The following is a 26,772-nucleotide window of genomic DNA, read 5'->3' as shown; positions in this document are numbered from 1 at the left end:
ACTGCTCTCGAAACAACAGTGCGCCGGCTTCGAGAGAATGTCAAGAGCACTGCTCTCTTTTGTTGACAGTGCTCACGAAACCGGTCAGGCTGGGGCGGTGACCGGTACCCCGCGCGAACGCGCACGCGAGCAGACCCTGGCCGACATCACCCGGATCGGCCGGGAGCACCTGGCCAGGGACGGGGCGGCGGCGCTGTCGCTACGCGCGGTCGCCAGGGACCTCGGGGTGGTCTCCTCGGCCGTGTACCGGTACGTGGGCAGTCGCGACGAACTGCTCACCCTGCTCGTCGTGGAGGGATACACCGAGTTGGGTGACGCGGTGGACGCGGCGGTGGCCGCCGTGCCCGCAGGAGATCCGCGTGCCCGGTTGCACGCCGTCGGGCATGCGGTCCGGGACTGGGCGCTGGCGGAGCCGGCGTGCTACGGGCTGCTGTTCGGTAGTCCCGTGCCTGGTTACCGGGCCCCGGCCGAACGCACCACCGGGCCGGGCACCCGCGTCGTCGGCGTGCTGGTCCGAATCTTCGACGACGCCAACCGATCCGGTGAACTCGTTGTCCCACAGACAATTCCGATTGGTGAGTCGCTGCGTGCGAACCTGCGGGCGATCCGGGCGGAGCTGGGTCTCGACCTGTCCGAGGAGGCACTGGCGCGCGGGGTCCTGGCCTGGTCCTCGCTGTTCGGCGCGGTGAACTTCGAGGTGTTCGGTCAGTACGGGGTGGACACCTTCGCGGACCCGCGGGCGCTGTTCGAGCACCATCTGTCGGTGCTGGACGAGATGGTCGGGCTCACCCCGCCGGAGTGAGGCGGCCGGCCGGGCGGCGCGTTACCCGGCACGCGTGTCGTCCGCCGGTGCGATGATTGTCCGGTGGACCACGCAGAAGAACCCGAGGACCGGATGGCGCCGACCGAACCGATCGTGCGCCCGGGCAGCCTGCTGATCTCCTCGACCGAGCTCACCGAGCCGGCCTTCCGCCGCACCGTGGTCTACGTCATCGAGCACAACGACGCGGGCAGCCTGGGTGTGGTGATCAACCGGCCGAGTGAGACCGCGGTGCAGGCGGTGCTGCCCCAGTGGACCGAGCTGTGCGCCAATCCGCGGGCGCTGTTCATCGGCGGCCCGGTGAAGCGGGACTCGGCGCTGTGCCTGGCCACGCTGCGTACCGGCGCGAACATCGACGGGGTGTCCGGGGTGCGCCGGGTGGACGGCCGGGTGGTCATGGTCGACCTCGATTCCGATCCGGACGCCGTCGGCCCGCTCATCGAGGGCGTGCGGGTCTTCGCGGGGTACTCGGGCTGGACCATGGGGCAGCTGGACTCGGAGTTGCAGCGCGACGACTGGACAGTGCTGTCCGCGCTGCCGTCCGATGTGATCGGCCCGCCGCGGATCGATCTCTGGGCGCACGTCCTGCGCCGCCAGCCGCTCCCCCTCGCGCTGCTCGCGACCCACCCGATCGACGTCGACCGGAACTGACCAGCCCGGCCCGCTCGGTTCACCGGCCGGGCGCAGCGCCCGCCGGTTCCGGGTCCTGGCGGCGGGCGAACCGCTGCGCCAGCGCGGCGCAGACGATCAGCTGGATCTGATGGAAGATCATCAATGGCAACACGATCAGGCCGACCGGCTGCCCGGCGAAGAGCACCGAGGCCATCGGCAGCCCGGTCGCGAGCGACTTCTTGGAGCCACAGAAGAGGATCACGATCCGGTCCGGCAGCGAGAACCCGAGCGCGCGCCCGGCGAAGGCCGTCACCCCGAGCACCGTCGCGAGGATCGCGCAGCAGACCGCGACCAGCGCCAGCACCCGCCAGGCGGAGAGCCCGCTCCATGCGTGCTCGTTCATGCCCGCGCTGAACGCCGAGTACACCACCAGCAGGATCGAGCCGCGGTCGACGATCTTGGTCGGTGCGGCATGCCGCTGCAGCCAGCCGGTCACCCACGGCCGGATCAGCTGACCGATGACGAACGGAAGCAGCAGCTGCAGCACGATGTCGACGATCGAGGACGCGTCGACGGTCGCCTCGCCGGTGGTGTTCATCAGCAAGATCACCAGCAGCGGCGTGATGAACACCCCGATGAGATTCGAGAACGACGCGCTGACGACCGCCCCCGCGACGTTGCCGCGCGCGATCGAGGTGAACGCGATGGACGACTGGACCGTCGAGGGCACCAGGCACATGTAGAGCACGCCGGTGTACAACTCGTCGGTGAGGACCGTGGGTGCCAGCACGCGCAGCGCGAGCCCGATCAGCGGGAACAGCAGGTAGGTCGACGCCAGCACCACCGAGTGCAGGCGCCAGTGCTTGAGCCCCTCGAGCGCCTCGCGCGGGTGCAGCCGGGCGCCGTAGAGCAGGAACAGCAGCGCGATCGCGATCTTGGTGGCCCAGTCAAGTGCCGTCTGCCCGCCACCGGATGCGGGGAAGATGCTGGCCACGACGGCCACCGCGATGATCGACAGGATGAACCCGTCGATGTAGAACCTGCTCAAGAACTTCACATCGGTAACGGTAATCCGGGGCCGAATGTCAGCGGTCGGCCAGCCGCCGGTCCGCGAGGGCGTTCAGCACGCCTGCCATCTCCTCTGCCCGTGGCGTGGTGACCGTCAGCCGCTGCCCGTTCGCGGCGGTGAAGACGACCGCGGGCCCGGTCGTGGTGACCACCCCGTAGTTGCCGCGGCCCTTCAGGCGCAGACCCCATCCGCCGAAATCCCTGGACGGGTTCACCTCCTCGACGTGGGCCCCGACCAGCTCCTCGATCCCGTACCCGACCGCGGTCATGCCCAGGTTGCGCACCCACAGCCCCGTCTCGTCGAGGGTGACGCGGAAGCGCAGCAGCCCGACCATCAGCACCGAGACCGGCACGAAGACCGCCAGCGGCCACCACGAGCCCGCCCGCGCGCAGAGCCCGGCGGTGATCGCCGCGCCGACCCCGAGCAGCACCGCCGTGGTCATGGGCCCGAGCCCGAGCCGCTGGGTGATCGGCAGGTTCACCGGCCCGCGGGGCAGCCGGGGGTCCGGCGGCATGGTCGCCGAGGATCGTTCGCGATAGTCGCGCAGGGACGAGGCCCCGAGGATGCCGACGGCGGCGCCTGCCACGATCCCGAGCCCGATCCACGACATCGGCAGCGTCACGTTCACGGCCGTAGCGAGATCCAGTTGCGCGGCGAGCAGCGCGATCCACAGGGTGAACAGCAGGCCGACCACGGTCAGGCCGACGATCAGCATCGCGCGGCGCATCATCAGCATCGCGCCCGCGAGGGCGGCGATCGCGCTGGCGCCGCATCCGACGAGGAGGATCACGATCACCATGGTCGCGGCCAGCGACCCGGGCGTGCTGAAGCCGTCGGGGCCGGTCCCGGACCAGTGCGTGGCGATGGTCTCGGGCAGGCGTGCGGACCAGAGCCTGGTGAGCGTCAGGCCTCCGGCGGCCGCGAGCGCGGGCACACCGATGCCGAACAGGACGCCGGCCGGATCGAAGGTCCGGGAATTGCTCATGGGCGCCGATTCAACCAGGTGCTCGCGCGCGGACCCCTTCAGCTGGGCAGGCAGGCGCCCTTGAGGGCGCACGATCCGCAGGAGTCCATGCCGCAGTCCGCGGCGGCCGCGGCGTCGGCAGCGTGGTCGGCGGACTCCGGCTCGGCGGGGCTGCCGCAACCGCAGTCGTGGCCGCAGCCACCGGCAGGGGCGGCCGCGGCGGCTGCGCGGGCTCCCATGGATCCGCCGTACCCGGCGGTGACCAGGGCCGCGACCACGGCGACGGCGACGGCGAGAAGTCCGCCGGCCGTGCCGAAGGCGAGGGCGCCGATACCGCCGATGACCAGCAACAACGCGGCCGCGGCCATGGTGGGCGCGGCGATGCGGTTGGCGAGGCGGAAGGCGTCGTCGCTGGCGAGGGCCTCGGGGGTGGTGACCCCGGCCCAGCGGTTGCGCGGCAGCCGGCCGGCGATCCCGGCGACCGCCACCACGCCGACGGCGAGGGCGACTACGAACAGCACGGTTGCGACGATGACCACGGGTCCAGGGTACGGCGGGGACCGATGACCGGGACTATTCGGGTGACACCTTAGGCTGGTCGACGGTAATCCATGCCCGAGAACCAGCGCCGAGACGCCGAGCTCAGCGCAGAGTAGATAGCGAAACACGTGACCGAGCCAGTGCAGCAGCCAGCGGACGACGCCACCCCTCAGCACCGATACACCGCGGAGCTCGCGGGTCGGATCGAGCGGCGGTGGCAGGAGCTGTGGAGTGAGCGCGGCACCTTCAACGCGCCGAACCCGGTCGGCGATCTCGCCGGGGAGCTGCCCGCGGACAAGCTCTTCGTCCAGGACATGTTCCCGTACCCGTCCGGCTCGGGCCTGCACGTCGGGCACCCGCTCGGCTACATCGCGACCGACGTGTTCGCGCGCTTCCACCGCATGCACGGGCACAACGTGCTGCACACCCTCGGCTACGACGCCTTCGGCCTGCCCGCCGAGCAGTACGCGGTGCAGACGGGCACCCACCCGCGCACCACCACCGAGTCGAACATCGAGAACATGAAGCGGCAGCTGCGCCGGCTCGGGCTCGGCCACGACGAGCGGCGCTCGCTGGCCACCACCGATGTGGACTTCTACCACTGGACGCAGTGGATCTTCCTGCAGATCTTCAACGCCTGGTATGACATCGACCTCAAGCGGGCCCGCCCCATCGCGGAGCTGGAGGCGGAGTTCGAGTCCGGTGCGCGCACCGCCCCGGACGGCCGGTCCTGGACCGCGCTCGACGCGGGTGAGCGCCGCACGGTGATCGACTCGTATCGCCTTGTCTACCGGTCGGATTCGATGGTCAACTGGTGCCCCGGGCTCGGCACCGTGCTGGCCAACGAGGAGGTCACCTCCGACGGTCGCAGCGACCGCGGCAATTTTCCGGTGTTCCGTAAGCATCTGCAGCAGTGGATGATGCGGATCACCGCGTACTCGGACCGCCTCGTCGACGACCTCGAGTTCCTGGACTGGCCGGACAAGGTCAAGGCCATGCAGCGCAACTGGATCGGGCGCTCGCACGGTGCCCAGGTCCGGTTCGGGGTCGACCCGGCGGTCGACGACGTCGCGATCGAGGTCTTCACCACCCGTCCCGACACCCTGTTCGGTGCCACCTACGTCACCCTCGCCCCCGAACACGAGCTGGTCGATCGGCTGGCCTCGGGCTCGTACGCGGACGACGTGGACCCCCGCTGGACCGGCGGCGCGGCCACCCCGGCCGAGGCCGTCGCCGCCTACCGCGCCTCCATCGCCGCGAAGACAGACCTGGAGCGGCAGGAGAACAAGGAGAAGACCGGCGTCTTCCTCGGCGAGTATGCGGTGAATCCCGTGAACGGGCACCGGCTTCCGATCTTCATCGCGGATTACGTGCTCACCGGGTACGGCACCGGCGCGATCATGGCGGTGCCCGGGCACGACCAGCGCGACTGGGAGTTCGCGACCACCTTCGGCCTCGACATCGTCGAGGTCATCGCAGGCGGCGACATCACCGAGGCCGCCTACACGGGCGACGGTCCGCTGGTGAACTCGGACTACCTGGACGGCCTCGACGTCGCGGCGGCCAAAGCCGCCATCACCGCGCGCCTGGAGGCGGACGGCACCGGCAAGGGCACCATCCAGTACAAGCTGCGGGACTGGCTGTTCGCCCGTCAGCGGTACTGGGGCGAGCCCTTCCCGATCGTCTACGGTGCGGACGGCGTCGCGCACCCGCTGCCGGAATCGATGCTGCCGGTGGAACTCCCGGAGGTCGAGGACTACGCGCCGGTCTCCTTCGACCCGAACGACGAGAACTCCGAGCCGTCCCCGCCGCTGGCGAAGGCCACCGACTGGGTGAACGTCGAGCTCGATCTCGGCGACGGACTGCAGAGCTACCACCGCGACACCAACGTGATGCCGCAGTGGGCGGGCAGCTCCTGGTACCAGCTGCGCTACATCGACCCGACCAACAACGACGAGTTCTGCGCCAAGGAGAACGAGCAGTACTGGATGGGTCCGCGTCCCGAGCTGCACGGCCCGAACGACCCGGGTGGCGTCGACCTGTACGTCGGCGGCGTCGAGCACGCGGTGCTGCACCTGCTGTACTCGCGGTTCTGGCACAAGGTCCTCTTCGACCTCGGCTACGTGAGCTCGAGCGAGCCGTACCGCCGGCTGTACAACCAGGGCTACATCCAGGCCTACGCCTACACCGACTCGCGGGGCGTCTACGTGCCCGCGGAGGAGGTCACCGAGCGCGACGGTGAGTACTTCCACGGCGACGAGCCGGTCCACCGCGAGCACGGCAAGATGGGCAAGTCCCTGAAGAATTCCGTTGCGCCGGACGAGATCTGCGAGGAGTACGGCGCCGACACCCTGCGCGTGTACGAGATGTCGATGGGGCCGCTGGACACCTCACGGCCGTGGGCGACCAAGGACGTTGTCGGGTCGCACCGGTTCCTGCAGCGCGTCTGGCGCACGGTCGTCGACGAGGAGACCGGTGAGCTGCGGGTCACCGACGAGGTGCCGACCGACGACACCCTGCGCGCGCTGAACAAGACGATCGACGGCGTCAACGCGGACTACGCCGCGCTGCGCGACAACACCGCGGCGGCCAAGCTGATCGAGCTGAACAACCACCTGACCAAGGAGTACCCGAACGGGGCGCCGCGGTCGGCGGTCGAGCCGCTGGTGCTCATGCTCGGCCCGCTGGCCCCGCACCTCGCCGAGGAGCTGTGGTCCCGGCTCGGGCACGAGACCTCGCTTGCGCACGGTCCGTTCCCGCTGGCCGAGGACAAGTGGCTGGTCGACGACACCGTCGAGTACCCGATCCAGGTCAACGGCAAGCTGCGCAGCCGGCTCACCGTGGCCGCCGACGCCGACCCGAAGTCCATCGAGGCCGCGGCCCTGGCCGACGAGAAGATCGTCGCCCTCCTGGAGGGCAACGCGCCCCGCAAGGTGATCGTGGTGCCGGGCAAGATGGTCAACATCGTCAAGTAGGCGCTCCGCGCCCGTGCGCGGTTAGCGGGTCCAGGGACCCGCTAACCGCGCACAGGTGGCGAAGCCGCCTTCAGCACTCGGTCGGTGCCGGTTCCCCGCGCAGCCGGGCGTCGACCCAGTCGAATGCCCCGGAGTTCCCGGTGAGTTCGCCGAGGATGTGTTCCCCGGGCACCTGCCGGTACAGCGCGCGCACGCCGTAGCCGCACTGCTCGTCGTACAGGTTGCGGGAGCCGAGCGCCGGGATCCAGAACTCCTGCCCGCCGCTGTAGATGTACAGCGGCGTGCCGGACTTACGGTCCGCCATCTTCATCTTCGTGTAGATGTCATGTGCGACAGGTGAATCCAGTGCTTGCTTCACATTCGCGAGTGCTTCGGCCGGTATCCCGAGGACGCCGGCCAGCGCGAGGGTGTTCGCGCACTGGTCCTTGATGGACGTGATGCTCAGCCGCTGACCGAGAGTGTTGATCAGCGGGAGGATCTCGGGGTTCTCCCTCGTGATCCCGAACAGCGCCGCGAGGAACAGCCCCCCGGCGAGGTTGCCGTTCATGGTGCGTCCGAGCATCTCGAAGTCCGCCGGTATCCCGCCCATCGCGGCGCCGACGATGTCGCCTGCCAGTTCGGGGGCATAGGAGTCGATCAGCTTGACCGCGCCGTGCGTCGCGATCGAACCGCCGGAGTAGCCCATCATGGCGAGCTTGCTGCTGCCGAACTCGGCGGGGAACACGGTGCGCATGCCGCGGATGGTGTCGAGGATCGCGTGCCCGGCGACGAAGGGTTCGGCGTACGCCATCCGGGGGCCCTCGTGATCGGGGATGAGCACCGCGTAGCCGCGTTCCTCGGCCTTCGTGGTGACGGGCCGGAGCAGCTCGAGGAAGTTCTCCGTCGGTGTGATCCCGTTTCCGAGGGTGTGGCCCGGGGTGCAGCTCCGCCCGAGCCCGTTGATCGGCACGTTGTTGACCAGGACCGGCCGCGGTCCCGGGCCGGGCCAGGGGGTTGCGGGTACGACGAGAGTCGCGGTCGCGAACGACGGCGCGCCTGCCGAGTCGGTGCTCTTCACCTTGATCTGGCGCACCTCCCGCACCGGCCCGCGCAGGAGCGCTCGGGCGGCAGGCGTCACATCGCGGGTCTCGATGACCTGGCCGTTGGTCATGCCGGGGAGGCCGGGCGGGTACACGTCGAAGAACGGATCCCCGATCGGTTTGGGCAGCATCTCGGCGCGCAGCGTCTCGAGGGGCGGGGGATCGAGATCGGGCCCCGGGATCACCGAGCCGACCACGCCCGGAATCGCGGACCCCAGCGGTGATCCGGCGGCGGAGCCGGTTCCGAGAGATCCGGTGATCAGCGTCGTCCCGTTCAAGGGCGTGCCGTCCGAGGCGGTGCCGTCGGTCAGGGACCCGGTGCCGATCGAGCCCTCACCTCCGGCGCTGCCGGAGGATTGGGCGACGGCGGTGCCGACCGACGTGCCACCCCCGATCGCGACGCTGACCGCCAAGGCGGCCACACCCATTCGTACCCAGAAACCCCCGTGCTGGATAGGCATGCGCGGCACCGTAACACCGGATTGCCGCGGCCCGAACGGCTTTCGGAGACCACGGTTATCACATCGTGAGCTGCGGTCCACCGAATACGGACGAACCGGACGCGGAGACGGATCGATGCCGGCTCCTCGTTCCATGGAATCCCGTCGGCATCGCCGGTACCCTCGCAACTAGAACAGGTTCTAACAATGAAGGGGTACCGGCATGGCGGCATCACGCGAAGACATCCTGAACACCATCGAGAGCTACGTGAAGTCGGTGGCGGGCGGCACCGTGGACGACGTCCTGGCGCTGTACGCGCCCGGCGCCACCGTCGAGGATCCGGTCGGCACCGACCCGCGGACCACCGAGGAGTCGCTGCGCGAGTTCTACGGCATCATCGAGCCGCTCGAGCAGACCGCCGAGCTCGGCGTCGTCAAGATCGCGGCGGGCACGGCCGCCTTCAATTTCACCCTCACCACCATCATGGGTGATCAGAAGGTCGAGATCTCCGTCATCGATGTGATGACCTTCGACGACGACGCCAAGATCACCACCATGAAGGCGATCTGGGGTCCGGAGGACATGGTCGCCAGCTGACCGCTCGCCCGGGTTCGGCCTGCGGGTCATACTCAGGTCGGACCCGGGATCAGCTCCAGGCCTGACGACAGCTGGCCGTCGCCGCAATACGTTCGGATCGCAACAGAATCACCAGGCGACCGAAAGCGTGTGATGACCCAGATCTTGTCCCAGGCCGAGGCCCCGCCGACTCCCCGCTCACTTACGCGCATAGTGGGCGTGGACGTCGCGCGGGGCCTTGCCGTGCTCGGGATGATCGCCGTGCACACCGCCAGCGCCGAACAGATCGGCGAGTTCGCCTTCTTCGCGCTCAGCGGCCGATCCGCCATTCTCTTCGCGGTCCTCGCCGGGGTGTCGCTGGCCCTCACCACCGGCGGCACCCGCCCGCCCTCGGGGCCAGGGCTGGCCGCGGCGCGCAGGTCCATCGCCGCGCGGGCTCTCGCCCTCTTCGTCCTCGGCCTCGTCCTCACCCAGCTCGGTTCGCCGGCGATGGTCATCCTCGCGACGTACGCGGTCCTGTTCCTGATCGCGCTGCCGCTGCTGCGGCTGAGCTGGCAGTGGCTGGCCGCCGCCGCGGCCGTGGCCGCCGTCGCGGGCCCGCTGCTCTCGTTCGCCATCCGTTCGCACGTGGCGGTGCCCGACACCTTCGGGGAGACCGCGCGATTCGACATGCTCACCTCGGTGGACGGGATCCAGCACCTCGGTTCGGTGATCCTGCTGCAGGGCACCTACCCGGTGCTCACCTGGGTGCCGTTCCTGCTCGCGGGCATGGCCATCGGCCGCTGGGGCCTGCGGCGTGAGCGGGCGGGCCTCGTCCTTGTCGGGCTCGGCTCGGCGCTGGCCGTGCTCGGGCTCGGCGGGTCCTGGGTGGCGCTGAACCTGTTCGGCGGCAAGGACGCGCTGGTGGCCCACCTGGACGAGATGATGCCGGGCGAGGGTGCCCAGCTGCTCGCGGACCTGCTCCGGATGGGGAGCTTCGGCACCGTCGGCACCGATCCCTGGCAGTGGATGCTCACCAGCACCCCGCACAGCGGGACCGCGTTCGAGGTCGTGGGATCCGGCGGCGTCGCCGTCGCCGTTCTCGGCCTGTGCCTGCTCGCGGCGAGGGTCGCCCCGCGAATCCTGGCGCCGCTGGCCGCGCTCGGTTCGATGCCGCTGACGATCTACGCCGGGCACATCGTGGCCCTGGCGCTCCTGCTGCGCATCGAGTCGTTCACCCAGTCCTGGGCGACCCTGCTCTGGTTCGTGGCGGTGCCCCTGGTCTTCGCGACGCTGTGGCGGCGCTACCTCGGGCGGGGTCCGCTCGAATGGGCTCTGAACAAGATCGGGGCGGGCGCCGCCCGGCTCGGCTCCCGGCCCGCGGTCAGCTAGCGCGCGCGAACGTCGCCCAGGCCTTGGCGGCGACCGCGCCGCCGGGCCGGGTCGCGGTGAGCACCACGTCCACCCGCGGCTCGCCGTCCTGGACGTACTCCTGCAGCACCTCGCCGGAACAGGCCAGGGTGTCCGCGGCCGACACCCGCTCCAGGAACCGGGTCCGGAACCGCCGCACCGACTCCGGGCCCAGCCAGTCGGTGGCGAAGTTGGCCAGCAGGCCGGAGGCGACGGCATCGGTCGCCGAGCCGTGCGACCAGGAGTCGGCGATCAGCCTGCCCTCGGCGTCGCGGAACTCGGTCAGCTGCTCGGACTCGTTGCCGCGGGAGTGCACGTTGAGCCGATCGCCCGCCCGCGGCGGGGGGCCGAAGAACCGGCAGTCCTGCTCGGCGGGCATGGCCTGCTGATCCGGCCTGGCCGACCCCGGCACGAACCCTTCGGAGCAGAGGTAGGTCGGCGGCACCACCGGGCGCTCGGCGTCGCGGTACGCGCCGTGGGTGGAGCGGATGGCCTCCGCGAACTCGAGGATCTTGCCGCGCTCCAGGTCGACGGTGATGCCGGTGAACGGCGCCCCCACCGGGCTCGCTGCGGTTGTGGTGATCATCGATCCGCACCTCCTTCGATCAGTTCGGATACCGCGACGTTAGGTCCGCGCGAGGGTTCGACGGCATCCCCTTCCCGCTGATCGGGAGACCCCGGGCACCGGCTTGCTGGGCGGGGGCGAAATCGTCCCGGTCAGCGGGAAGGCCCCATGAACTCGCATGCCGTCGCCCCGAAGTATGAGGCGCATCACATCAGTGCGTTTCTCGAGCGCGTTTGTCTCGAGAGTGAGAGAAGAGGTGGCAATGGCGCTGCAATCCAAGTCCGAAGCCGACGAGGTCAGGATGATCGAGGCGGCGGCGGCCCCTACCCGGTTTGCCCGCGGGTGGCACTGCCTTGGCCTGCTGAAGTCATTCCAGGACGGAAAGCCGCACGAGGTCAAGGCATTCGGCACCTCGCTGGTGGTGTTCCAGTCGGAGTCGGACGGCAAGATCAACGTGCTCGACGCGTTCTGCCGGCACATGGGCGGCAATCTCGCCCAGGGCACCGTCAAGGGTGACTCGATCGCCTGCCCGTTCCACGACTGGCGCTGGGGCGGCAACGGCAAGTGCACCGACATCCCCTACGCCCGCCGCGTTCCCCCGCTCGCGCGCACCCGCTCCTGGCCGACGCTCGAGCGCAACGGCCAGCTGTACGTGTGGCACGACCCGCAGGGCAGCAAGCCCACCGATGAGGTGACCATCCCCGAGATCGAGGGCTTCGGCTCCGACGAGTGGACCGCCTTGACCTGGAACTCCATGCTGATCGAGGGCTCGCACTGCCGCGAGATCGTCGACAACGTCGTGGACATGGCGCACTTCTTCTACGTGCACTACTCGTTCCCGCGTTTCTTCAAGAACGTCTTCGAGGGCCACGTGGCCACCCAGTACATGCGCTCCACCCCGCGGCACGACATCTCGGTCGGCACCAGCTACGACGATCCGAACTCCACCCTGCGTTCGGACGCCTCGTACTTCGGTCCGTCCTACATGATCGACTGGCTCTGGAGCGATGCCAAGGGCATGACGATCGAGACGGTCCTCGTCAACTGCCACTACCCGGTCGACGAGAACTCCTTCGTGCTGCAGTACGGCGCGATGGTCAAGAAGCCGCAGGGCATGTCGGACGAGGCGGCCGAGGGCATGGCCGAGCAGTTCGCCGAGGGCGTCGAGATGGGCTTCGAGCAGGACGTCGAGATCTGGAAGAACAAGGCGCCCATCGACAACCCGCTGCTGTCCGAGGAGGACGGCCCCGTGTACCAGCTGCGCCGTTGGTACAAGCAGTTCTATGTGGATGTCGAGGACATCACCGAGGACATGACCAAGCGCTTCGAATTCGAGATCGACACCGATCGGGCCGTGAAGAGCTGGGAGGCGGAGGTCGCCGAGAACATCGCCAACGGCGTCGTCCCGCTCCAGAGCAACGCCTGAACCACCACCGACTTCCAGCCTCACAGCTAGACAAGAAGGAACATCACCATGACCAACAAGGCCATCGACAACCTCATCGAGATCGCGGATCAGATTCGCGACCAGGCAACGGAGGCCGAGCGGATCGGCCGCCTGCCCGACGACACCGCGAAGAAGCTCAAGGCGGCAGGCCCGATCAAGCTGCTGCAGCCCAAGCAGTACGGCGGCTTCGAGGCGCATCCCCGCGAGTTCTCGGAGACCGTGATGAAGGCGGCCTCGCTCGATCCGGCCACCGGCTGGGTGTGCGGCATCGTCGGCGTGCACCCCTGGCAGCTGGCCTTCGCGGACCCGAAGGTCCAGGAGGAGATCTGGGGCCAGGACCACGACACCTGGGTGGCATCGCCGTACGCGCCCACCGGCATCGCCAAGCCGGTCGACGGCGGCTACATCTTCAACGGCCGCTGGCAGTTCTCCTCCGGCACCGATCACTGTGACTGGATCTTCCTCGGCGCCATGGAAGGCGACAAGGACGGCAACATGGCGCTGCCGCCGCGGATGCTGCACATGATCCTGCCGCGCAAGGATTACGAGATCGTCGAGGATTCCTGGAACGTCGTGGGCCTCAAGGGAACCGGCTCCAAGGACATCATCGTCCGGGATGCCTTCGTGCCCTCCTACCGGGTGATGGACGGCGACGAGGTGATCAACGGGACCGCGCAGAAGAACGCCGGGATGACCGAGACCCTCTACAAGATGCCCTGGTCCAACATGTTCCCGCTCGGCATCTCCTCCGCCGTCATCGGTATCGCCGAGGGCGCCCTGGCCGCGCACCTGGACTACCAGCGTGACCGGGTCGGGGCGCAGGGCACCGCGGTCAAGGACGACCCGTACGTGCTCTTCGCGATCGGCGAAGCCGCCGCGGACATCAACGCCGCCCGCCAGGAACTGCTGGCGAACGTCGACAAGATGTGGGAGATCGTCGAATCCGGCAAGGAGGTCTCCTTCGCGGATCGCGCGGCCGGTCGTCGCACCCAGGTTCGTGCCGCCTGGCGCGCCGTCGGCGCCGTCGACCAGATCTTCGCCCGCTCCGGCGGCAACGCGCTGCGCATGGACAAGCCGCTGCAGCGATACTGGCGTGACGCGCACGCCGGCCTGGCCCACGCCATCCACGTGCCCAGCACCGTCTACCACGCTTCCGCGGTGAGCTCGCTCGGTCTCGACCCGGCCGACAACCTCAAGTCGATGATCTGATCCGGTCCCGCACAAGCACTGAAAACAGAAGAAGGACAACACATGACTGACATCAAGGGCTTGGGCTACATCAAGGTCCAGACCAACGACATGGAGCGCTGGCGCAAGTTCGCGTTCGAGGTGCTCGGCTTCGCCGAGGGCTCCGGTCCGGACGAGAACGCCATCTACCTGCGGATGGACGAGCGCGCCGCGCGCATCGTCATCGTGCCGGGTGACACCGACGAGGTCGTCACCATCGGCTGGGAGGTGCGCGACCACGCCGCCCTGGTCCGCGTGCAGGAGGCCGTCGAGGCCGCGGGTATCGCGGTCAAGCCTCTCGCGCTGGAGGAGGCCGACGCCCGCCGGGTCGAGGAGGTCATCACCTTCCAGGATCCGACCGGTGCCACCCTCGAGATCTTCCACGGCGCGGTCCTCGACCACAGCCCGGTCGTCACCCCGTTCGGTGCCAAGTTCGTCACCGGCGCACAGGGTCTCGGCCACGTGGTGCTGCCGGTGATGGACATCAACGGTGCGTTCGCCTTCTACACCGAGGTGCTCGGGTTCCTGCCTCGCGGCGCCTTCCGCATCCCGGCTCCGCCGGAGTTCGGCCCGATGCGGGTGCGCTTCATGGGCGTCAACGAGCGCCACCACAGCCTGGCGCTGTGCCCCGCCCCGCACGGCGGTGCCCCCGGCCTGGTGCACATCATGGTCGAGGTCGACACCCTCGACGCGGTCGGTCAGGCGCTCGACCGCGTCGTCAAGGACGGCTTCTCGGTCTCCTCGACCCTGGGCAGGCACACCAACGACAAGATGGTCTCGTTCTACGTTCGCGCTCCCGGAGGCTGGGACATCGAGTTCGGAACCGAGGGCATGCGGGTCGACGAGAAGTACTACTCCTCGGAAGAGATCACCGCCGACAGCTACTGGGGCCACGACTGGTCCGGCAGCGAGCCCCTGGCGGCTATGTAGTCACACCCCCCCTCACTTCGCGCGCGGTCCCACCGTTCGTGTGCTTCACCAGAGCACAGGCACCGGGTCCGCGCGCGAGGTGTATCCAGACCCAGATCGAGAGGACCGCAATGACGAGCAACACCGTGACCGTCCATCCGAGGTCGGCCGACGAGATCGAACAGTGGGACCACGAGGCCGATGTGGTGGTGGCGGGGTTCGGCGTTGCCGGCGCGTCCGCGGCCGTGGCCGCGGCCCAGGAAGGCGCCGACGTGCTGGTGCTCGAGCGCACCGGCGGATGGGGTGGCGCGGCCGCGATGGCAGGCGGGTTCATCTACCTGGGCGGCGGCACCCCGCTCCAAAAGGCCTGTGGCTTCGATGATTCCGTCGAGAGCATGAAGGCCTTCATGACGGCGGCGCTCGGCCCCGGCGTGGACGCGGAGAAGATCGACGCGTATTGCCAGGGCAGCGTGGACCACTACGGCTGGCTGGTCGAGTGCGGCGTGCCGTTCAAGGCGAGCTTCTGGGGTGAGCCGGGCTGGGAGCCGCCGGGCGACGACGGTCTGCAGTACACCGGTGGCGAGAACGCCGCGCCGTTCGCCGCTACCATCCCGCCTGCCCCGCGCGGGCACGTGCCGCAGATGGCGGACAAGCAGTCCGGCGGCGAGCGCGGTGGCGGCTACATGTTGATGAAGCCGCTCACCGACACCGCGGCCGAGCTCGGCGTGCGCTCGGTCTACGACATCCGCGTGCAGGCGCTGGTCACCGACGACAGCACCGATGGCCCCGAGGCTTCGCCCGAGGGGATGGGCCGGGTGGTGGGCGTGGTGGCGACGCAGTACGGGAAGGAGATCGCCATCCGGGCCCGCCGCGGCGTCGTGCTCGCAACCGGCAGTTTCGCCTACAACGACCGGATGGTCGAGGCGTACGCGCCTCGGCTGGTCGGCCGTCCCGCCGCCTCGATCGAGGAGCACGACGGCCGCGCGATCCTGATGGCGCAGGCGCTCGGCGCGGACCTGGCGCACATGGACGCCACCGAGGTCGCGTTCTTCTGCGACCCGCAGCTGTTCATCCGCGGCATCCTGGTCAACGGCCGGGGGCAGCGCTTCATCAACGAGGACACCTACCCCGGCCGGGTCGGGCAGGCGACCCTGATCGAGAACCAGAACCAGGCGTTCCTGGTGATCGACGAGGCCGCGTACGAGGAGGCGTTGACCACCCCCACCGCCACCCCGTTCCTGCGGCATCAGCCGACGTGGGTCTGCGAGACGGTCGAAGAACTCGAGGCGGAGATGGGGCTGCCCACGGGGACCCTGCAGTCCACCGTCGAGGTCTACAACCGGCACGCTGCGAATGGTGAGGACCCGGTGCTCGGCAAGAAGCCGGAATGGGTCAAGCAGATCGGGTCGCCGGTCGCGGCGATCGACCTGCGCGGGTTCACCGGCGGGTTCACCCTCGGCGGGCTGCGCACCAGCGTCGACTCCGAGGTTCTGCACGTCTCGGGTGCGCCGATTCCCGGCCTGTTCGGCGCCGGCCGGTGCACCGCGGGGGTGTCCGCGGGCGGGTATGCCAGCGGTGCGTCGCTCGGCGACGGCAGCTTTTTCGGCCGCCGTGCGGGCCGGTCCGCCGCCAAGGGCTGATCCCACTGAACGGACGATAACCGCTGGTCAACAGCAAAGGGCCCCGGGTCGAGTCAATCGACCCGGGGCCCTTTGCCGTCCCGTGACAGAAAACGAACCACTCGGTCGTGTGTGACAGCCGACACAAGCTCGTGCTATCAATAGTCATATTCCTAATCGAAACACCCCGGTCGGACCCCCAGCCGATCGTCGCACCAACCCGGCGCCCCCTGCCGCAGCACTCCCGGAGGACCCCATGACAACTTTGGTCGACGCCAGCACCCCGAGCGCCGTACTCGATCGCGTCTCGCTCGTTCTGGATGCCTTCGACGGACCGGGCCGGCTGACGCTCGCTCAGGTGGTTCGGCGCACCGGGCTGCCGCGCTCCTCGGCACACAGGATGCTCGAGCGGCTCGTCCACCTCCGCTGGCTGCGCAGGCAGGGTCGCGACTACGAGCTGGGCATGCGCCTGGTCGAGCTCGGCTCCCTCGCGGTGCACCAGGATCGGATGCACCGGGCCGCGCTGCCCTTCCTGCACGAGCTGCACCGGGTGACCGGCCACGTCGTCCACCTGGCGATCCTCGACGGGCCCGACGTGGTGTACCTCGAGAAGATCGGTGGCCGGATGGCCGCAGCCATCCCGACCCGCGTCGGCGGCCGCTACCCCGCGCACTGCACCGGGGTGGGCAAGGCGATCCTCGGGTTCGCGGGCGAGGCCCAGCTCGCGGCTCTCGACGGCGACCTCCTCAGCCGCAAGACCAAGTACTCCATCTCCACGGGGGCCCAGCTCCGCGCCGAGCTGGCCAAGGTGCGCGAGCAGGGCATCGCCTACGAGCGCGAGGAGTCGCTGCCCGGGTTCGGCTGCGTGGCGGCCCCGATCGGGAACATCGGCGAGGCGGTCGCGGCCGTCTCGATCTGCGGGCCGGTCTCGCAGATGAAGCTCGACCACCGGCTGGCCGCACCCGTGCGGATGACCGCGCTGGGAATCTGGCGCAACATCGAGGGCGGCCCGGTCCGGGTCCAGCCGACTCTGCAGCAGCAGCCGCGCCCCATCCTCGGCGGGCCGTCGGCCCACCGCGCCCGCCCCGCGGCGGCCCCGACGGATCTGCAGTACGCATGAGCGTCGACGCCGAGGTGGCAGCGATCCTCGACGCGCTGAATGCCGGCTTCCCGAAGGTCGAGACGATGACCGGCGCGCAGGCGCGCGCCGCGATCCGGGCCAGGCTGGTGGTGCCGGATCAGCCGGAGCCGGTCGCCGAGGTCGCCGAACGTGTGCTCCCCGGTCCCGGCTCTGACCTGCCGGTCCGGATCTACCGGCCCGTGGCCACCTCGGGTGCAGAGGCCCCGATCGTGGTGTTCGCGCACGGCGGCGGGTTCGTCTTCTGCGACCTGGACACCCACGACGGGATCTGTCGGGCGATGGCCAACGGCGTCGGGGCGATCGTGATCTCGGTCGACTACCGGCTGGCCCCGGAGACGCGGTGGCCCGCCGCCGCCGAGGACGTCTACGCCGTGGTGGCGTGGGCGGCCGACCACGCGGCGGAACTCGGTGGCGACGCCGGCCGCATCGTGGTCGCCGGGGACAGCGCCGGTGGCAACCTGGCCGCGGTGACCGCGCTCATCGCCCGTGAGCGTGGCGGCCCGGCCCTCGCGGCGCAGCTGCTGCTGTACCCGGTGATCGCCGCGGACTTCGAGACCGATTCCTACCGGGAGTTCGCGACCGGGCATTTCAACACCCGTGCCGCGATGCAGTGGTACTGGGACCAGTACGTCGCGGTCGAGGACCGGGATCACCCGCATGCCTCTCCCCTACGCGCGGAGCTCGCCGGCCTGCCGCCGGCCGTGGTGGTGACCGCGGGCTGTGACCCGCTCCGCTCGGAGGGTGACGCCTTTGCGGATGCCCTTGCCGCCGAGGGTGTTCGGGTCAATCATCGTCGATACGACGGGGCGATTCACGGGTTCATGACGATGGGCATGCTGGCCCTTGCGCGCACAGCGCAGAAGCAGGCGTGGGCGGACATGAGGGAAATCCTCGACCCGGCCCGCTAGGGGCTCACTCGAGGTCGGGGTTCTCCGACTCGGTCTCGACCTCCACCTGGCGCCAGGCGCCGGGGGTCGGCTTCGGGAAGCCGGCGTCGTCGCCGTCCTTGACCTGTGCGAGGACGGCGTCGGCCTTGTCGATGTCGGCGATCAGCTGCTCGGCCAGATCGCGCTCGGCGGCGTAGTACCGCTCGGCCCACCGCAGCACGATCTGCGAGTACGCCCATGCCGGTTCCTTGTCCGCGCCGGAGGCATCGGCCGCGGCGCGCCGTTCCATCTTCGACACGTACTCGATGTGCTCGCGGAGGATCTCCTTGAGCCGTTCCGGTTTGTTCAGGTGCCCGAGCCAGATGCGAAGCATCACACCGTGTTTGAGAATGGGCGGATCGATCGGCGCCTCGTTGGACCAGCGCCCGACCGCGGCGGTGCCCGCCTCGGTGATCTTGTAGAGGCGGCGGCCGCGGACGCCGTTGTCGTGCTGCACCCGGGAGGTCACGAAACCGTGCTTCTCGAGCTTCTTCAGCTCCGTGTAGACCTGGCTGAACGACGGGCTCCAGTAGAAGAACTTGATGCTCCAGTCGGCCCACTTCTTGAGCTCGTAGCCGGACAGCTCCTCGTCGAACGCGAGCATGCCGAGTACGGCCCAGCTGGTCGCGGGCAGATTGGGTAGGTCGGACTCGGAGGCCGGTTCGGTCGGTGCCACCTGGGGAGCCTAACAACTGGACAGATGACCTGGACAAGGCAAGCTACCACTGACCGGGAACCTGGATGGTGCCGCGCACAGGGTGTGGCGATCCTGGTTGTTGCCCGTTTCATCAGGAGGAACCGCAATGAGTGCAGAGATCACAGCCGTCGCGTCGAGGCGAGCGGAGCGACGGGGGATGTCAGAGCAGGACGCTCTCTCGGCTCCCGACGCCGCCACACTGAGAAAGGTGATGGGGCACTTCTGCACCGGCGTCGCGGTGATCGCCGCCCACGACGGCGACCGGCCCCTCGGGTTCGCCTGCCAGTCGGTGGTGTCGGTGTCGCTGGATCCGCCGTACATCTCGTTCTGCCCCGCGAAGACCTCCACCAGCTGGCCGTTGCTGCGGGAGGCCGGTTCGCTGTGCATCAACATCCTCGCCCACGATCAGAAGGACGTCTGCTCGACCTTCGCGGTGAGCGGCGGCGACAAGTTCGCCCAGGTCGACTGGAGCCCGGCGGGCAACGGCGCTCCGGCGCTCGGCGGCGCGCTCGCGAGGATCGAGGCCACGGTCGAACTCGAGCACGACGCGGGCGACCACACCATCGTGCTCGCCCGGATCACCGACCTGACCGCGGATGCCGAAGGCAGGCCCCTGCTGTTCTTCAAGGGCGGGTTCGGCGGGTTCTCGGAGTAGCCACGCGCCTCAGGCGGTGCCGCGGTGCTCCGCGCGCCGCTGCAGGGCCAGCTCGCGCAGCGTTCGCCGGGACGGCTTGCCCGCGGCGATCCGCGGCATCTCGCTGAGCAGGATCACCTCGGATGGCACCTTGTAGCCGGCGAGCGCATCGAGACAGTGCTCGATCAGCTGCCGTCCGGTCACACTGTGCCCGGGGCGCGGGACCGCATACGCGATCCCGCGCTCCCCCATGCGCTCGTCGGGCACCCCGACGACCGCGACCTCGCCGACCGCCGGGTGCCGGCTCAACACCTGCTCCACCTCGGAGGGGTACACGTTGAAGCCGCCGACGATGAACATCTCGCCGATCCGGTCGACGATCCGCAGTTCCCCGTTCTCGAGCACCCCCACGTCGCCGGTGTGCAGCCAGCCGTCGCCGTCGAGAGTTCTCGCGGTGGCCGGCTCGTTCTCGAAGTAGCCCGACATCACGTTGTATCCGCGGACCAGGACCTCGCCCGAGGTGCCGTCCGCGACGGCGTTCCCCTCGGCGTCGACAACGCGCAGCTCCACCCCCGGCAGCGGCGGTGCGGCGAGTGAGACGGTCTGTGGTTCGGGGTGTCTCGCGGTCACGGTGCCGCTGGCCTCGGTGAGTCCATAGCCGGTGACGATCAGGGGGATGCCCAGCACCCGGCGGATGTGGTCGAGCAGCGGGGCCGCCACCGTCGCCGCGCCGGTGACCGCGAGCCGCGGGGTGTGCGCCCGCGGGTCTCGCTCCGCGGGCGAGGCGGCGATCAGATCGGTGAACAGCGTCGGCGGCCCGGACAGCACGGTGATCCGTTCGGTCGCGATCCGGGTGAGCGCGGCCGCCGGGTCGAACACGTCCACGGCGACGTAGCAGCCGCCGGCGGCCAGCGCCGCCAGCAGGCCGGCGTTGAGGCCGAACGAATGCGACAGCGGGGTCACCCCCAGGATCCGGTCGCCTCTACCGATCCCCAGCCGCCCGGACAGGGCTCGGTACACGCGCACCAGTTGTCCGTGCCGGAGCATCACGCCCTTGGCCGGACCGGTCGAGCCGGACGTCGACATGATGTAGGCGAGGTCGTCGGGCCCGGGCGGTCCCGGCCGGTGGTGCGCCCGCAGGTCGACGGTGCGTGGCTTCGCCGCGCACCCGAGGAACTGCGCCCAGCTCGTGATGTGCAGGTCCGGCTCACGGTGGAAATCGACGATCCGCTCCAGATCCGGGAGACCGAGCACCGGCCGGCCGGGTCCGGATTCTCCTGCGGCCGCCCGGAGCATCGCGGCGTAACCGGTGCCGAGGAACCCGTCGTCAACGAAGAGCACCCGGCTCCGGGTCGTGCGCAGCTGATGCGCGGCCTCGGTGCCGCGAGCCCTGGTGTTGACGGGCACCACCACCGCGCCGATGGAATGGGCGCCGAGGGCGACCACCGCCCATCGCGCGGAGTTCGGCGCCCACAGGGCGATGCGGTCGCCGTGCCGGATCCCGCTGGCGGACATCGCCATCCCCGCGCGGGAGGCGGCCGCCGCGAGCTGTTCGTAGGTGAGCCGCTCCCGTCCGTCCACGACGGCCTCGCGTTCGGGGTGGCGCCGCGCGGACTCGCTCAGCACAGCCCATATCGTGTCGGGGGAAATGTCGCCGACGGTCATAACCGAGGGACCGTACCGGACATCGGGGCACCTCTGTTCCGCTGGTCGGCGGTCTCCCGCTGGGCGGGAAGGCCGGGGGGCACGTGCGGGCCGTTGTGGCTACCGTCACACGTACAGACCGTACCCATATGCCCGGGAGAGATCATGGCCTCAGCAGACGACATCCGTTCGACGGTGTCGAAGTACCTCGACGCGGTGGGGGGCGGAACGTCGGCCGACGTCGCCGCCCTGTACGCGGACGACGCCACCCTCGAGGATCCGGTCGGCACCGAGCCGCTGGTCGGCCGCGAGGCCATCGAGAAGTTCTACAGCGCGCTGGACGCGGTGCAGAACAAGACCGAACTGCTCTCCATCCGGGTCGCGGGCAACTCGGCCGCCTTCGCGTTCCGGGTGGTCACCGACACCGGCGAGCAGACCATCACGATCGAACCGATCGACGTCATGACCTTCGACGACCAGGCGCGGATCACCAGCATGCGCGCGTTCTGGTCGCAGGACGACATCAGCTTCGGCTGAGTATCACCAGAGAGAGAACTATGTCTGCAAGCGAACAATCCTGGGACCATGAGGTCGATTTCGTCGTGGTCGGCAGCGGTTGCGGCGGCCTCACCGGCGCCCTCTCCGCGGCCGACCGGGGCCTGGACACCCTCGTCATCGAGAAGGCCGCCGTGTACGGCGGCACGACCGCACTGTCCGGCGGCGGCATCTGGGTCCCCAACAACCCGCTGCTCGTCCGTGAGGGACTCGGCGACTCGCGCGCGGACGTGCGCACCTACCTCGACGCCGTCGTCGGGGACCGGGTGCCCTCGAAGAACCTCGACGCGTTCATCGACGAGGGCCCTCGCACCCTCGAGTTCCTGGAGACCTCGAGCCCGCACATGCGGTTCCAGTGGTGCACCGGCTACTCCGACTATCACCCCGAGCAGCCGGGTGGCCGCCCCAACGGCCGCACGATCGAGCCGCTCCCGGTGAACCTCAAGGAGCTCGGCGAGGACGAGGACCTGCTGCGTCCGGCCGCGCTGGCGACTCCCCCTGGGCTGTTCATCACCTCGAAGGACTTCGTGCAGCTCAACATGGTGACGCGGACCTGGAAGGCAAAGTGGACCGCGCTGCTCACCGGTCTGCGTGCCGTCAAGGCCATCGTCCTGCGCCGGCACATGGACACCCTCGGCCGCGCGCTCATCGCCCGGCTGCGGCTGGCGCTCAAGGATGCCGGTGTCCCGCTGTGGCTGAACACCGCGCTGCAGTCCCTTGTCACCGACGAGTCCGGCGCCGTCACGGGTGTGGTCGCCGAGCGCAACGGCAAGCAGGTGCGGATCCGCGCCCGCCGCGGCGTGCTGCTGGCCAGTGGCGGCTTCGAGTACAACGAGGAGATGCGCAAGCGCTACCTGCGCGAGGGCGGCAAGGACAACTTCAGCGCCGCCGCGGTGGAGAACACCGGTGACGGGATCATCGCGGGCGAGAAGCTGGGCGCCGCTTTGGATCTCATGGACGATGCGTGGTGGATGCCTTCCTTCAGTCGCCCCGACGGCATCAACCAGGTGCTGGTCTCGGAGCGCTCGATCCCGCGTTCGATCATCGTCGACCAGCACGGCAAGCGCTTCACGAACGAGGCGTCGCCGTATGTGACGTTCGTGCACGATCAGCTCGCGGGCGGACACGAGCCCACCTGGTTCGTCTTCGACCACAAGGCCAAGGGCCGCTACCCGATCGGTGGCATCATGCCCGGCCAGAAGTTTCCGAAGGCCTGGCTGGAGAGCGGTCTGATCCAGACCGCCGAGACCGTCGAAGAGCTCGCGGCGAAGATCGATGTCCCGGTGGCGGCGCTCGCCGACACCGTCAAGCGGTACAACGGATTCGCCAGGGCAGGCCGGGACGAGGACTTCAACCGGGGCGCCAGCGCCTACGACAACTACTACGGCGACCCGACCCTGGCGCAGCCCACGCTGGACGTGCTGGACCAGGGACCCTACTACGCGCTGCGTACCCGGGCCGGGGACCTCGGCACCAAGGGCGGGCTGGTCTACAACGAGAAGGCGCAGGTGCTTCGTGCCGATGGCGAGCCCATCGCGGGCCTCTACGCCACCGGCAACACCTCGGCCGCGGTGATGGGCAACGACTACGCCGGTGCAGGCGCGACCATCGGTCCGGCAATGGTGTTCGGCTACATCGGCGCGCGGCACGCCGCCGGGGTCAACTAGGAGACGAGGCGACCATGCAGGAACTGAGCTGCACCAGCTGTGGGAACCGGGTGTTGGTGGAGAAGTACAGCCCCACCCACACCAGCATCCAGTGGCTGGCGGACGCGGAGGAGTCCTGCCCCGAGTTTGCGCGGCAGGCCGCGCTCGGCATGGACAGCAAGTGGATCCCCACCTGCACCGCGTTGCGTGACTCGATCGAGGAGGCCGCGATGAAGGGTGTGCTCGAGACCGACGCGCTCCGCAGCTATCCGGTTCCCGGTCGCCTGGACTGATCCGAGCCAGACCCGTTGACCCAATGTCACATTCGTTCAGTTCGGCCGAACGAGTGTGACATTGGGTCACAGTCGTTTCTGGGGCCTAACGCCCGAGGAACTCCAGGGTGAGGCGCTCGAAGTCCGCCTTGCGCTCGATCTGTGCCCAGTGCCCGCAGCGCGAGAACACGTGCAGTTCCGCGTTCGGCATCTGCCGGAACGGGAACAGGCTGCCCTCGTAGGGCAGCATCCGGTCGTCCCGGCCCCAGACGAGCAGCGTCTCCTGCTGCACCTGGGACGCCCTGGCCCACAGCTGCGGTCGGTCCGCGAACCGCGGGTCGGAGAACGTCTGAAAGATCTTGAAGGTGTTGGCGATCGCGCCCGGCGCAAGGGCGTTCGCCAGCCGCTGATCGATCAGTTCGTCGGTGACCACCGCGGGGTTGCCCACCATCGTGTCCACCCACGCGACCATGCCCTCGCGCGTCGGGTTCGCCAGGAACTCGAACAGCCGGCGTGAGCCCTCGCTCACCGGCGGCGCGAAACTGTTGACCGCGAGCCCGCCGGGGCCCATCAGCACCATCCGGCGCACCCGCTCCGGGTGGGCCAGGGCGAATTCCGTACCGACGTTGCCGCCCATGGAGTTTCCGACGATGTCGACGCTCTCGATGCCGAGCTCGTCGAGGAAGAAGCGGATCGCGTCGGCGGCCACCCGCGGGTACACGTCGTTCCACTCCAGCGCCGGGCTGCGTCCGAAGCCGGGCATGTCCAGGACGATCGTGCGGTGGTGCTCGGCGAACACGGGGAGGTTCCCCGCGAAATTCGACCAGCCGCTCACCCCGGGGCCGGAGCCGTGCAGCATCAGCAGCACCGGCCCGGTACCCGCCTCGTGATAGTGCAGCTCGTACTCGCCGGTGATGGTCCTGCTGGTGCTCTCGAAATCAAGGGTGGCCGTCATGGAACTCCTTCTGGTGGTCGACATCACATTCTTCGGCTCCAAGGTAGCCAGCGCGCGTGGCGTGCGCGGCGATCTCGTACCGCTCATCGGGAGATACGGACGCGGTCGCGGGTGCAGCTGCCCTAGGCTGCCCAGCCCCGTGGTGAGGGCTCGTGACGATCGTCTCGTGGCGGGCGGCGCCGGACAGTGCTACACGCCCGATTTGCCTATTTACCTCTGCATTTCGGTCCGAATCGACGCGCAAACCGCTCGGATCTCCCGCTGGGCGGAACAACGGATGGTGCTGGGAGGGCATCGCGAACTGTGATGTCGATTACACATTCAGTCGGCAAGCACCTGGTGAATGTGAACACCCACCACATGCCCGGCTCGAATCCTCGTCGGTCTCCGACACCGAGTTCGCGGAACACCCGAAAGGACCCGATGATGGTCGCTCCAGCTCAACCCGGCGGATCTGTCCCGCCGCAGGTTCAGGACGCACTCCCGCAGCGGTGGACGCCGCGGCTGATCTTCTCCCTGGCCTCGATCGTGCTCGTGCTCGAGATGCTCGCGATCAGCTACATGATGATCTCGATGGCGATCCCGGCGATCGCCGGGCACTACCAGACCACCCAGGGCGCGTGGCTGCTCACGTCGTTCCTGCTCGTCGGCGCGATGACCGCGCCCCTGATCGGCAAGCTCGCCGACATGTACGGCAAGCGCAAGCTGCTGCTGGCGTGCATCGCGATCGCCGCGCTTGGGTCGTTCGTCTCGGCGATCGCGGGGAGCTACGCCGTGCTCATCGTCGGACGCGCGCTGTCCGGCCTGCTGGTGCCCTGCCTGTTCCTGAGCTACTCGCTGATCCGTGACGTGTTCCCGGCCAAGACGATCGCGCTCGCGGTGAGCATCGCGACCAGCGGCATGGGCCTGATCGCCATCCCCGCCCCGTTCATCACCGGCTGGCTGATCGACAACCACGGCTTCCGCAGCATCTTCTGGTTCTTCGTGATCGGCCTGGTGATCCTGGGCGGGATGATCTTCGTGAGCACCGACGAGTCCACGGTGCGGCTGCGCTCGCGCCTGGACTTCCTCGGCGCCCTGCTGCTCGGTGGCGGTATCGCCGGCATCCTCATCGCGATCAGCTTCGGCCCGACCTGGGGCTGGAAGTCAGGCTCGACCCTGGCCTACCTGTTCGGTGGCATCGCGCTGGTCGTGGCGTGGCTCGTCTCCGCGGCCACCATGAAGGAGCCGCTGATCGACCTCAAGGTGCTGCGTCGCCGTCCGGTCATCCTGACCGCCACCGCGGCCGGGTTCATCTACGGCGTCAGCGGCCTGTACACGATGCTGCTGCCGATGATGGTCATGACGCCGGCGATCATGGGTCTCGGCTACGGGTTCGGTGTCGACGCCGAGGGCTTCGCGATCTTCCAGGCTCCGATCGGCGCCATGACCGTGGTCGGCGGCCTGATCGTCGGCGTGCTGGTCGGTCGCCACGTCAAGCCGCGTCCGCTGCTGGCCATCGGCATGGTCTCGGCCGCCATCGGTTGCTCCCTGACCGCCTTCTCGCACGACTCCAAGGGCACGCTGATCGTGTTCGCGGGCCTCGTCGGTCTCGGCATGGGCATGGGCTACGCATCGATCCCGAACCTGCTGATCGAGGCGGTCCCGCCGCAGCTGCAGGCGTCCACCGCGAGCATCGTCGGCGTGTTCCAGAGCGTGTTCCCGGCCGCGCTGCCGGTGATCGCGTTCACTGTCATGAACAACTCGCACATCGCGCCGATCCCCCTGGAGATGACGCAGGGCATGGCGTTCTACACCGACAAGGGCTTCCAGATCGCCTTCCTCATCGCGGCGGCCGCCGCGGTGGCGGGCCTGGTCGCGGGTCTGCTGCTGCCGCGCCGCATCGAGCAGGTGGCGGTGCCCACCTCCGCGGCCGCGGGCGAGCCCGCGATGGCCACGGTCGACTAGTCGCCCGCAGGCGACACCTCGCCAGGTGAAGGGCACCCCGTCCGGTCCGACCGGATGGGGGTGCCCTTCACCCGTGTCCGGGCTCGGGTTGCCCACTGACCGGAACGGCACCTGGGAGTGGGG

General features: G+C 69.2%; 24 protein-coding genes. 16 read left to right on the top strand and 8 right to left on the bottom strand.

Annotated elements, in window-relative coordinates; genetic code table 11:
• The first annotated feature begins 97 nt into the window (after positions 1 to 97).
• Both ABIC28_RS07485 and ABIC28_RS07480 read left to right on the top strand, forming a co-directional pair.
• Positions 98 to 802: a TetR/AcrR family transcriptional regulator gene (locus ABIC28_RS07485; RefSeq protein WP_097210776.1), complete on the top strand. Its 705-nt coding sequence runs from the start codon at positions 98 to 100 to the stop codon at positions 800 to 802.
• A gap of 63 nt (positions 803 to 865) precedes the next feature.
• Positions 866 to 1,471: a YqgE/AlgH family protein gene (locus ABIC28_RS07480; protein ID WP_097210777.1), complete on the top strand. Its 606-nt coding sequence runs from the start codon at positions 866 to 868 to the stop codon at positions 1,469 to 1,471.
• A gap of 19 nt (positions 1,472 to 1,490) precedes the next feature.
• Here the strand turns inward: ABIC28_RS07480 and ABIC28_RS07475 are convergent, their stop codons facing one another.
• From ABIC28_RS07475 to ABIC28_RS07465, 3 genes are read right to left on the bottom strand one after another with little or no spacing between them, the layout of a single operon-like run.
• Positions 1,491 to 2,489, bottom strand: a complete 999-nt coding sequence (locus ABIC28_RS07475) for a bile acid:sodium symporter family protein (RefSeq protein ID WP_097210778.1) — start codon at positions 2,487 to 2,489, stop codon at positions 1,491 to 1,493.
• A 28-nt stretch (positions 2,490 to 2,517) separates the two neighbouring features.
• The gene (locus ABIC28_RS07470) at positions 2,518 to 3,486 is read right to left on the bottom strand and encodes a DUF1648 domain-containing protein (protein ID WP_354578215.1); all 969 of its coding nucleotides are present in this window, start codon (positions 3,484 to 3,486) and stop codon (positions 2,518 to 2,520) included.
• Between the two features lie 38 nt (positions 3,487 to 3,524).
• Complete coding sequence (locus ABIC28_RS07465) at positions 3,525 to 4,004, bottom strand: SdpI family protein (protein WP_097210780.1); 480 nt, start codon at positions 4,002 to 4,004, stop codon at positions 3,525 to 3,527.
• A 129-nt stretch (positions 4,005 to 4,133) separates the two neighbouring features.
• On the opposite strand from ABIC28_RS07465, the gene leuS reads away from it, so the two are divergent.
• Positions 4,134 to 6,980 carry a leucine--tRNA ligase gene (gene leuS / locus ABIC28_RS07460; RefSeq protein WP_097210781.1) on the top strand — a complete coding sequence of 949 codons (2,847 nt, stop codon included), beginning with the start codon at positions 4,134 to 4,136 and terminating at the stop codon, positions 6,978 to 6,980.
• A gap of 70 nt (positions 6,981 to 7,050) precedes the next feature.
• On the opposite strand, the gene ABIC28_RS07455 is transcribed toward leuS, so the two are convergent.
• Positions 7,051 to 8,520 carry a lipase family protein gene (locus ABIC28_RS07455; RefSeq protein ID WP_245221093.1) on the bottom strand — a complete coding sequence of 490 codons (1,470 nt, stop codon included), beginning with the start codon at positions 8,518 to 8,520 and terminating at the stop codon, positions 7,051 to 7,053.
• 202 nt (positions 8,521 to 8,722) lie between these two features.
• On the opposite strand from ABIC28_RS07455, the gene ABIC28_RS07450 reads away from it, so the two are divergent.
• Positions 8,723 to 9,097, top strand: coding sequence for a nuclear transport factor 2 family protein (locus ABIC28_RS07450; RefSeq protein ID WP_077039956.1), 375 nt, complete (start codon positions 8,723 to 8,725; stop codon positions 9,095 to 9,097).
• 198 nt (positions 9,098 to 9,295) lie between these two features.
• Positions 9,296 to 10,447, top strand: a complete 1,152-nt coding sequence (locus ABIC28_RS07445; protein ID WP_354578212.1) for a heparan-alpha-glucosaminide N-acetyltransferase domain-containing protein — start codon at positions 9,296 to 9,298, stop codon at positions 10,445 to 10,447.
• On the opposite strand, the gene ABIC28_RS07440 is transcribed toward ABIC28_RS07445, so the two are convergent.
• Positions 10,440 to 11,051: an FAS1-like dehydratase domain-containing protein gene (locus tag ABIC28_RS07440; protein ID WP_245221094.1), complete on the bottom strand. Its 612-nt coding sequence runs from the start codon at positions 11,049 to 11,051 to the stop codon at positions 10,440 to 10,442. The genes ABIC28_RS07445 and ABIC28_RS07440 overlap by 8 nt on opposite strands.
• Before the next feature lie 241 nt (positions 11,052 to 11,292).
• On the opposite strand from ABIC28_RS07440, the gene ABIC28_RS07435 reads away from it, so the two are divergent.
• The 6 genes from ABIC28_RS07435 (at position 11,293) to lipP1 (ending at position 18,281) form a co-directional block, all read left to right on the top strand.
• The gene (locus ABIC28_RS07435) at positions 11,293 to 12,456 is read left to right on the top strand and encodes a 3-ketosteroid-9-alpha-monooxygenase, oxygenase component (protein WP_097210784.1); all 1,164 of its coding nucleotides are present in this window, start codon (positions 11,293 to 11,295) and stop codon (positions 12,454 to 12,456) included.
• A gap of 48 nt (positions 12,457 to 12,504) precedes the next feature.
• Entirely contained in the window at positions 12,505 to 13,686 is a 1,182-nt protein-coding gene (locus ABIC28_RS07430; protein ID WP_097210785.1) for an acyl-CoA dehydrogenase family protein, read from the top strand.
• A gap of 42 nt (positions 13,687 to 13,728) precedes the next feature.
• On the top strand, positions 13,729 to 14,634 hold the full coding sequence (gene bphC / locus ABIC28_RS07425) for a biphenyl-2,3-diol 1,2-dioxygenase (protein ID WP_209928021.1): 906 nt from the start codon (positions 13,729 to 13,731) through the stop codon (positions 14,632 to 14,634).
• 110 nt (positions 14,635 to 14,744) lie between these two features.
• Positions 14,745 to 16,253 carry an FAD-dependent oxidoreductase gene (locus tag ABIC28_RS07420; protein WP_097210787.1) on the top strand — a complete coding sequence of 503 codons (1,509 nt, stop codon included), beginning with the start codon at positions 14,745 to 14,747 and terminating at the stop codon, positions 16,251 to 16,253.
• Between the two features lie 235 nt (positions 16,254 to 16,488).
• Positions 16,489 to 17,352, top strand: coding sequence for an IclR family transcriptional regulator (locus ABIC28_RS07415; protein ID WP_097210788.1), 864 nt, complete (start codon positions 16,489 to 16,491; stop codon positions 17,350 to 17,352).
• Positions 17,349 to 18,281 carry a LipP1 family hormone-sensitive lipase gene (gene lipP1 / locus ABIC28_RS07410; RefSeq protein WP_097210789.1) on the top strand — a complete coding sequence of 311 codons (933 nt, stop codon included), beginning with the start codon at positions 17,349 to 17,351 and terminating at the stop codon, positions 18,279 to 18,281. Before ABIC28_RS07415 ends, lipP1 begins: the two co-directional genes overlap by 4 nt.
• Before the next feature lie 4 nt (positions 18,282 to 18,285).
• Here lipP1 and ABIC28_RS07405 read toward each other — a convergent pair whose 3' ends face one another.
• Positions 18,286 to 18,903: a PadR family transcriptional regulator gene (locus ABIC28_RS07405; protein WP_097210912.1), complete on the bottom strand. Its 618-nt coding sequence runs from the start codon at positions 18,901 to 18,903 to the stop codon at positions 18,286 to 18,288.
• A 250-nt stretch (positions 18,904 to 19,153) separates the two neighbouring features.
• On the opposite strand from ABIC28_RS07405, the gene ABIC28_RS07400 reads away from it, so the two are divergent.
• Complete coding sequence (locus ABIC28_RS07400; RefSeq protein ID WP_097210790.1) at positions 19,154 to 19,651, top strand: flavin reductase family protein; 498 nt, start codon at positions 19,154 to 19,156, stop codon at positions 19,649 to 19,651.
• A gap of 9 nt (positions 19,652 to 19,660) precedes the next feature.
• Here ABIC28_RS07400 and ABIC28_RS07395 read toward each other — a convergent pair whose 3' ends face one another.
• The gene (locus ABIC28_RS07395) at positions 19,661 to 21,256 is read right to left on the bottom strand and encodes an AMP-binding protein (RefSeq protein ID WP_354578207.1); all 1,596 of its coding nucleotides are present in this window, start codon (positions 21,254 to 21,256) and stop codon (positions 19,661 to 19,663) included.
• 183 nt (positions 21,257 to 21,439) lie between these two features.
• Here ABIC28_RS07395 and ABIC28_RS07390 point away from each other — a divergent pair, with 183 nt between their 5' ends.
• The 3 genes from ABIC28_RS07390 to ABIC28_RS07380 are packed head-to-tail and all read left to right on the top strand — an operon-like array spanning position 21,440 to position 23,768.
• Positions 21,440 to 21,811, top strand: coding sequence for a nuclear transport factor 2 family protein (locus ABIC28_RS07390; RefSeq protein WP_077039968.1), 372 nt, complete (start codon positions 21,440 to 21,442; stop codon positions 21,809 to 21,811).
• A gap of 20 nt (positions 21,812 to 21,831) precedes the next feature.
• The gene (locus ABIC28_RS07385; protein ID WP_097210792.1) at positions 21,832 to 23,496 is read left to right on the top strand and encodes an FAD-binding protein; all 1,665 of its coding nucleotides are present in this window, start codon (positions 21,832 to 21,834) and stop codon (positions 23,494 to 23,496) included.
• 14 nt (positions 23,497 to 23,510) lie between these two features.
• Complete coding sequence (locus tag ABIC28_RS07380; protein ID WP_097210793.1) at positions 23,511 to 23,768, top strand: hypothetical protein; 258 nt, start codon at positions 23,511 to 23,513, stop codon at positions 23,766 to 23,768.
• Between the two features lie 85 nt (positions 23,769 to 23,853).
• Here the strand turns inward: ABIC28_RS07380 and ABIC28_RS07375 are convergent, their stop codons facing one another.
• On the bottom strand, positions 23,854 to 24,702 hold the full coding sequence (locus ABIC28_RS07375; RefSeq protein WP_209928024.1) for an alpha/beta fold hydrolase: 849 nt from the start codon (positions 24,700 to 24,702) through the stop codon (positions 23,854 to 23,856).
• A 426-nt stretch (positions 24,703 to 25,128) separates the two neighbouring features.
• Between ABIC28_RS07375 and ABIC28_RS07370 the strand changes: the two genes are divergently transcribed.
• Entirely contained in the window at positions 25,129 to 26,649 is a 1,521-nt protein-coding gene (locus ABIC28_RS07370) for an MFS transporter (RefSeq protein WP_269588838.1), read from the top strand.
• Positions 26,650 to 26,772: the final 123 nt, after the last annotated feature.

The organism is Rhodococcus sp. PvR044 (assembly GCF_040548995.1).
GTDB lineage: Bacteria > Actinomycetota > Actinomycetes > Mycobacteriales > Mycobacteriaceae > Rhodococcus_G > Rhodococcus_G oryzae.
Note: the sequence above shows the minus strand (reverse complement) of the source record. Positions and strands in the feature narration are given on the sequence as shown.

Coding starts and splice junctions, on each gene's coding strand:
- ABIC28_RS07450 (WP_077039956.1), top strand. CDS start 8,723: ATGGCGGCATCACGCGAAGACATCCTGAACACCATCGAGAGCTACGTG.
- ABIC28_RS07375 (WP_209928024.1), bottom strand. CDS start 24,702: ATGACGGCCACCCTTGATTTCGAGAGCACCAGCAGGACCATCACCGGC.
- lipP1 (WP_097210789.1), top strand. CDS start 17,349: ATGAGCGTCGACGCCGAGGTGGCAGCGATCCTCGACGCGCTGAATGCC.
- ABIC28_RS07400 (WP_097210790.1), top strand. CDS start 19,154: ATGTCAGAGCAGGACGCTCTCTCGGCTCCCGACGCCGCCACACTGAGA.
- ABIC28_RS07415 (WP_097210788.1), top strand. CDS start 16,489: ATGACAACTTTGGTCGACGCCAGCACCCCGAGCGCCGTACTCGATCGC.
- ABIC28_RS07380 (WP_097210793.1), top strand. CDS start 23,511: ATGCAGGAACTGAGCTGCACCAGCTGTGGGAACCGGGTGTTGGTGGAG.
- ABIC28_RS07405 (WP_097210912.1), bottom strand. CDS start 18,903: ATGCTCGCGTTCGACGAGGAGCTGTCCGGCTACGAGCTCAAGAAGTGG.
- ABIC28_RS07470 (WP_354578215.1), bottom strand. CDS start 3,486: ATGAGCAATTCCCGGACCTTCGATCCGGCCGGCGTCCTGTTCGGCATC.
- ABIC28_RS07420 (WP_097210787.1), top strand. CDS start 14,745: ATGACGAGCAACACCGTGACCGTCCATCCGAGGTCGGCCGACGAGATC.
- ABIC28_RS07430 (WP_097210785.1), top strand. CDS start 12,505: ATGACCAACAAGGCCATCGACAACCTCATCGAGATCGCGGATCAGATT.
- ABIC28_RS07370 (WP_269588838.1), top strand. CDS start 25,129: ATGGTCGCTCCAGCTCAACCCGGCGGATCTGTCCCGCCGCAGGTTCAG.
- ABIC28_RS07390 (WP_077039968.1), top strand. CDS start 21,440: ATGGCCTCAGCAGACGACATCCGTTCGACGGTGTCGAAGTACCTCGAC.
- ABIC28_RS07440 (WP_245221094.1), bottom strand. CDS start 11,051: ATGATCACCACAACCGCAGCGAGCCCGGTGGGGGCGCCGTTCACCGGC.
- ABIC28_RS07435 (WP_097210784.1), top strand. CDS start 11,293: ATGGCGCTGCAATCCAAGTCCGAAGCCGACGAGGTCAGGATGATCGAG.
- ABIC28_RS07455 (WP_245221093.1), bottom strand. CDS start 8,520: ATGCCTATCCAGCACGGGGGTTTCTGGGTACGAATGGGTGTGGCCGCC.
- bphC (WP_209928021.1), top strand. CDS start 13,729: ATGACTGACATCAAGGGCTTGGGCTACATCAAGGTCCAGACCAACGAC.
- ABIC28_RS07385 (WP_097210792.1), top strand. CDS start 21,832: ATGTCTGCAAGCGAACAATCCTGGGACCATGAGGTCGATTTCGTCGTG.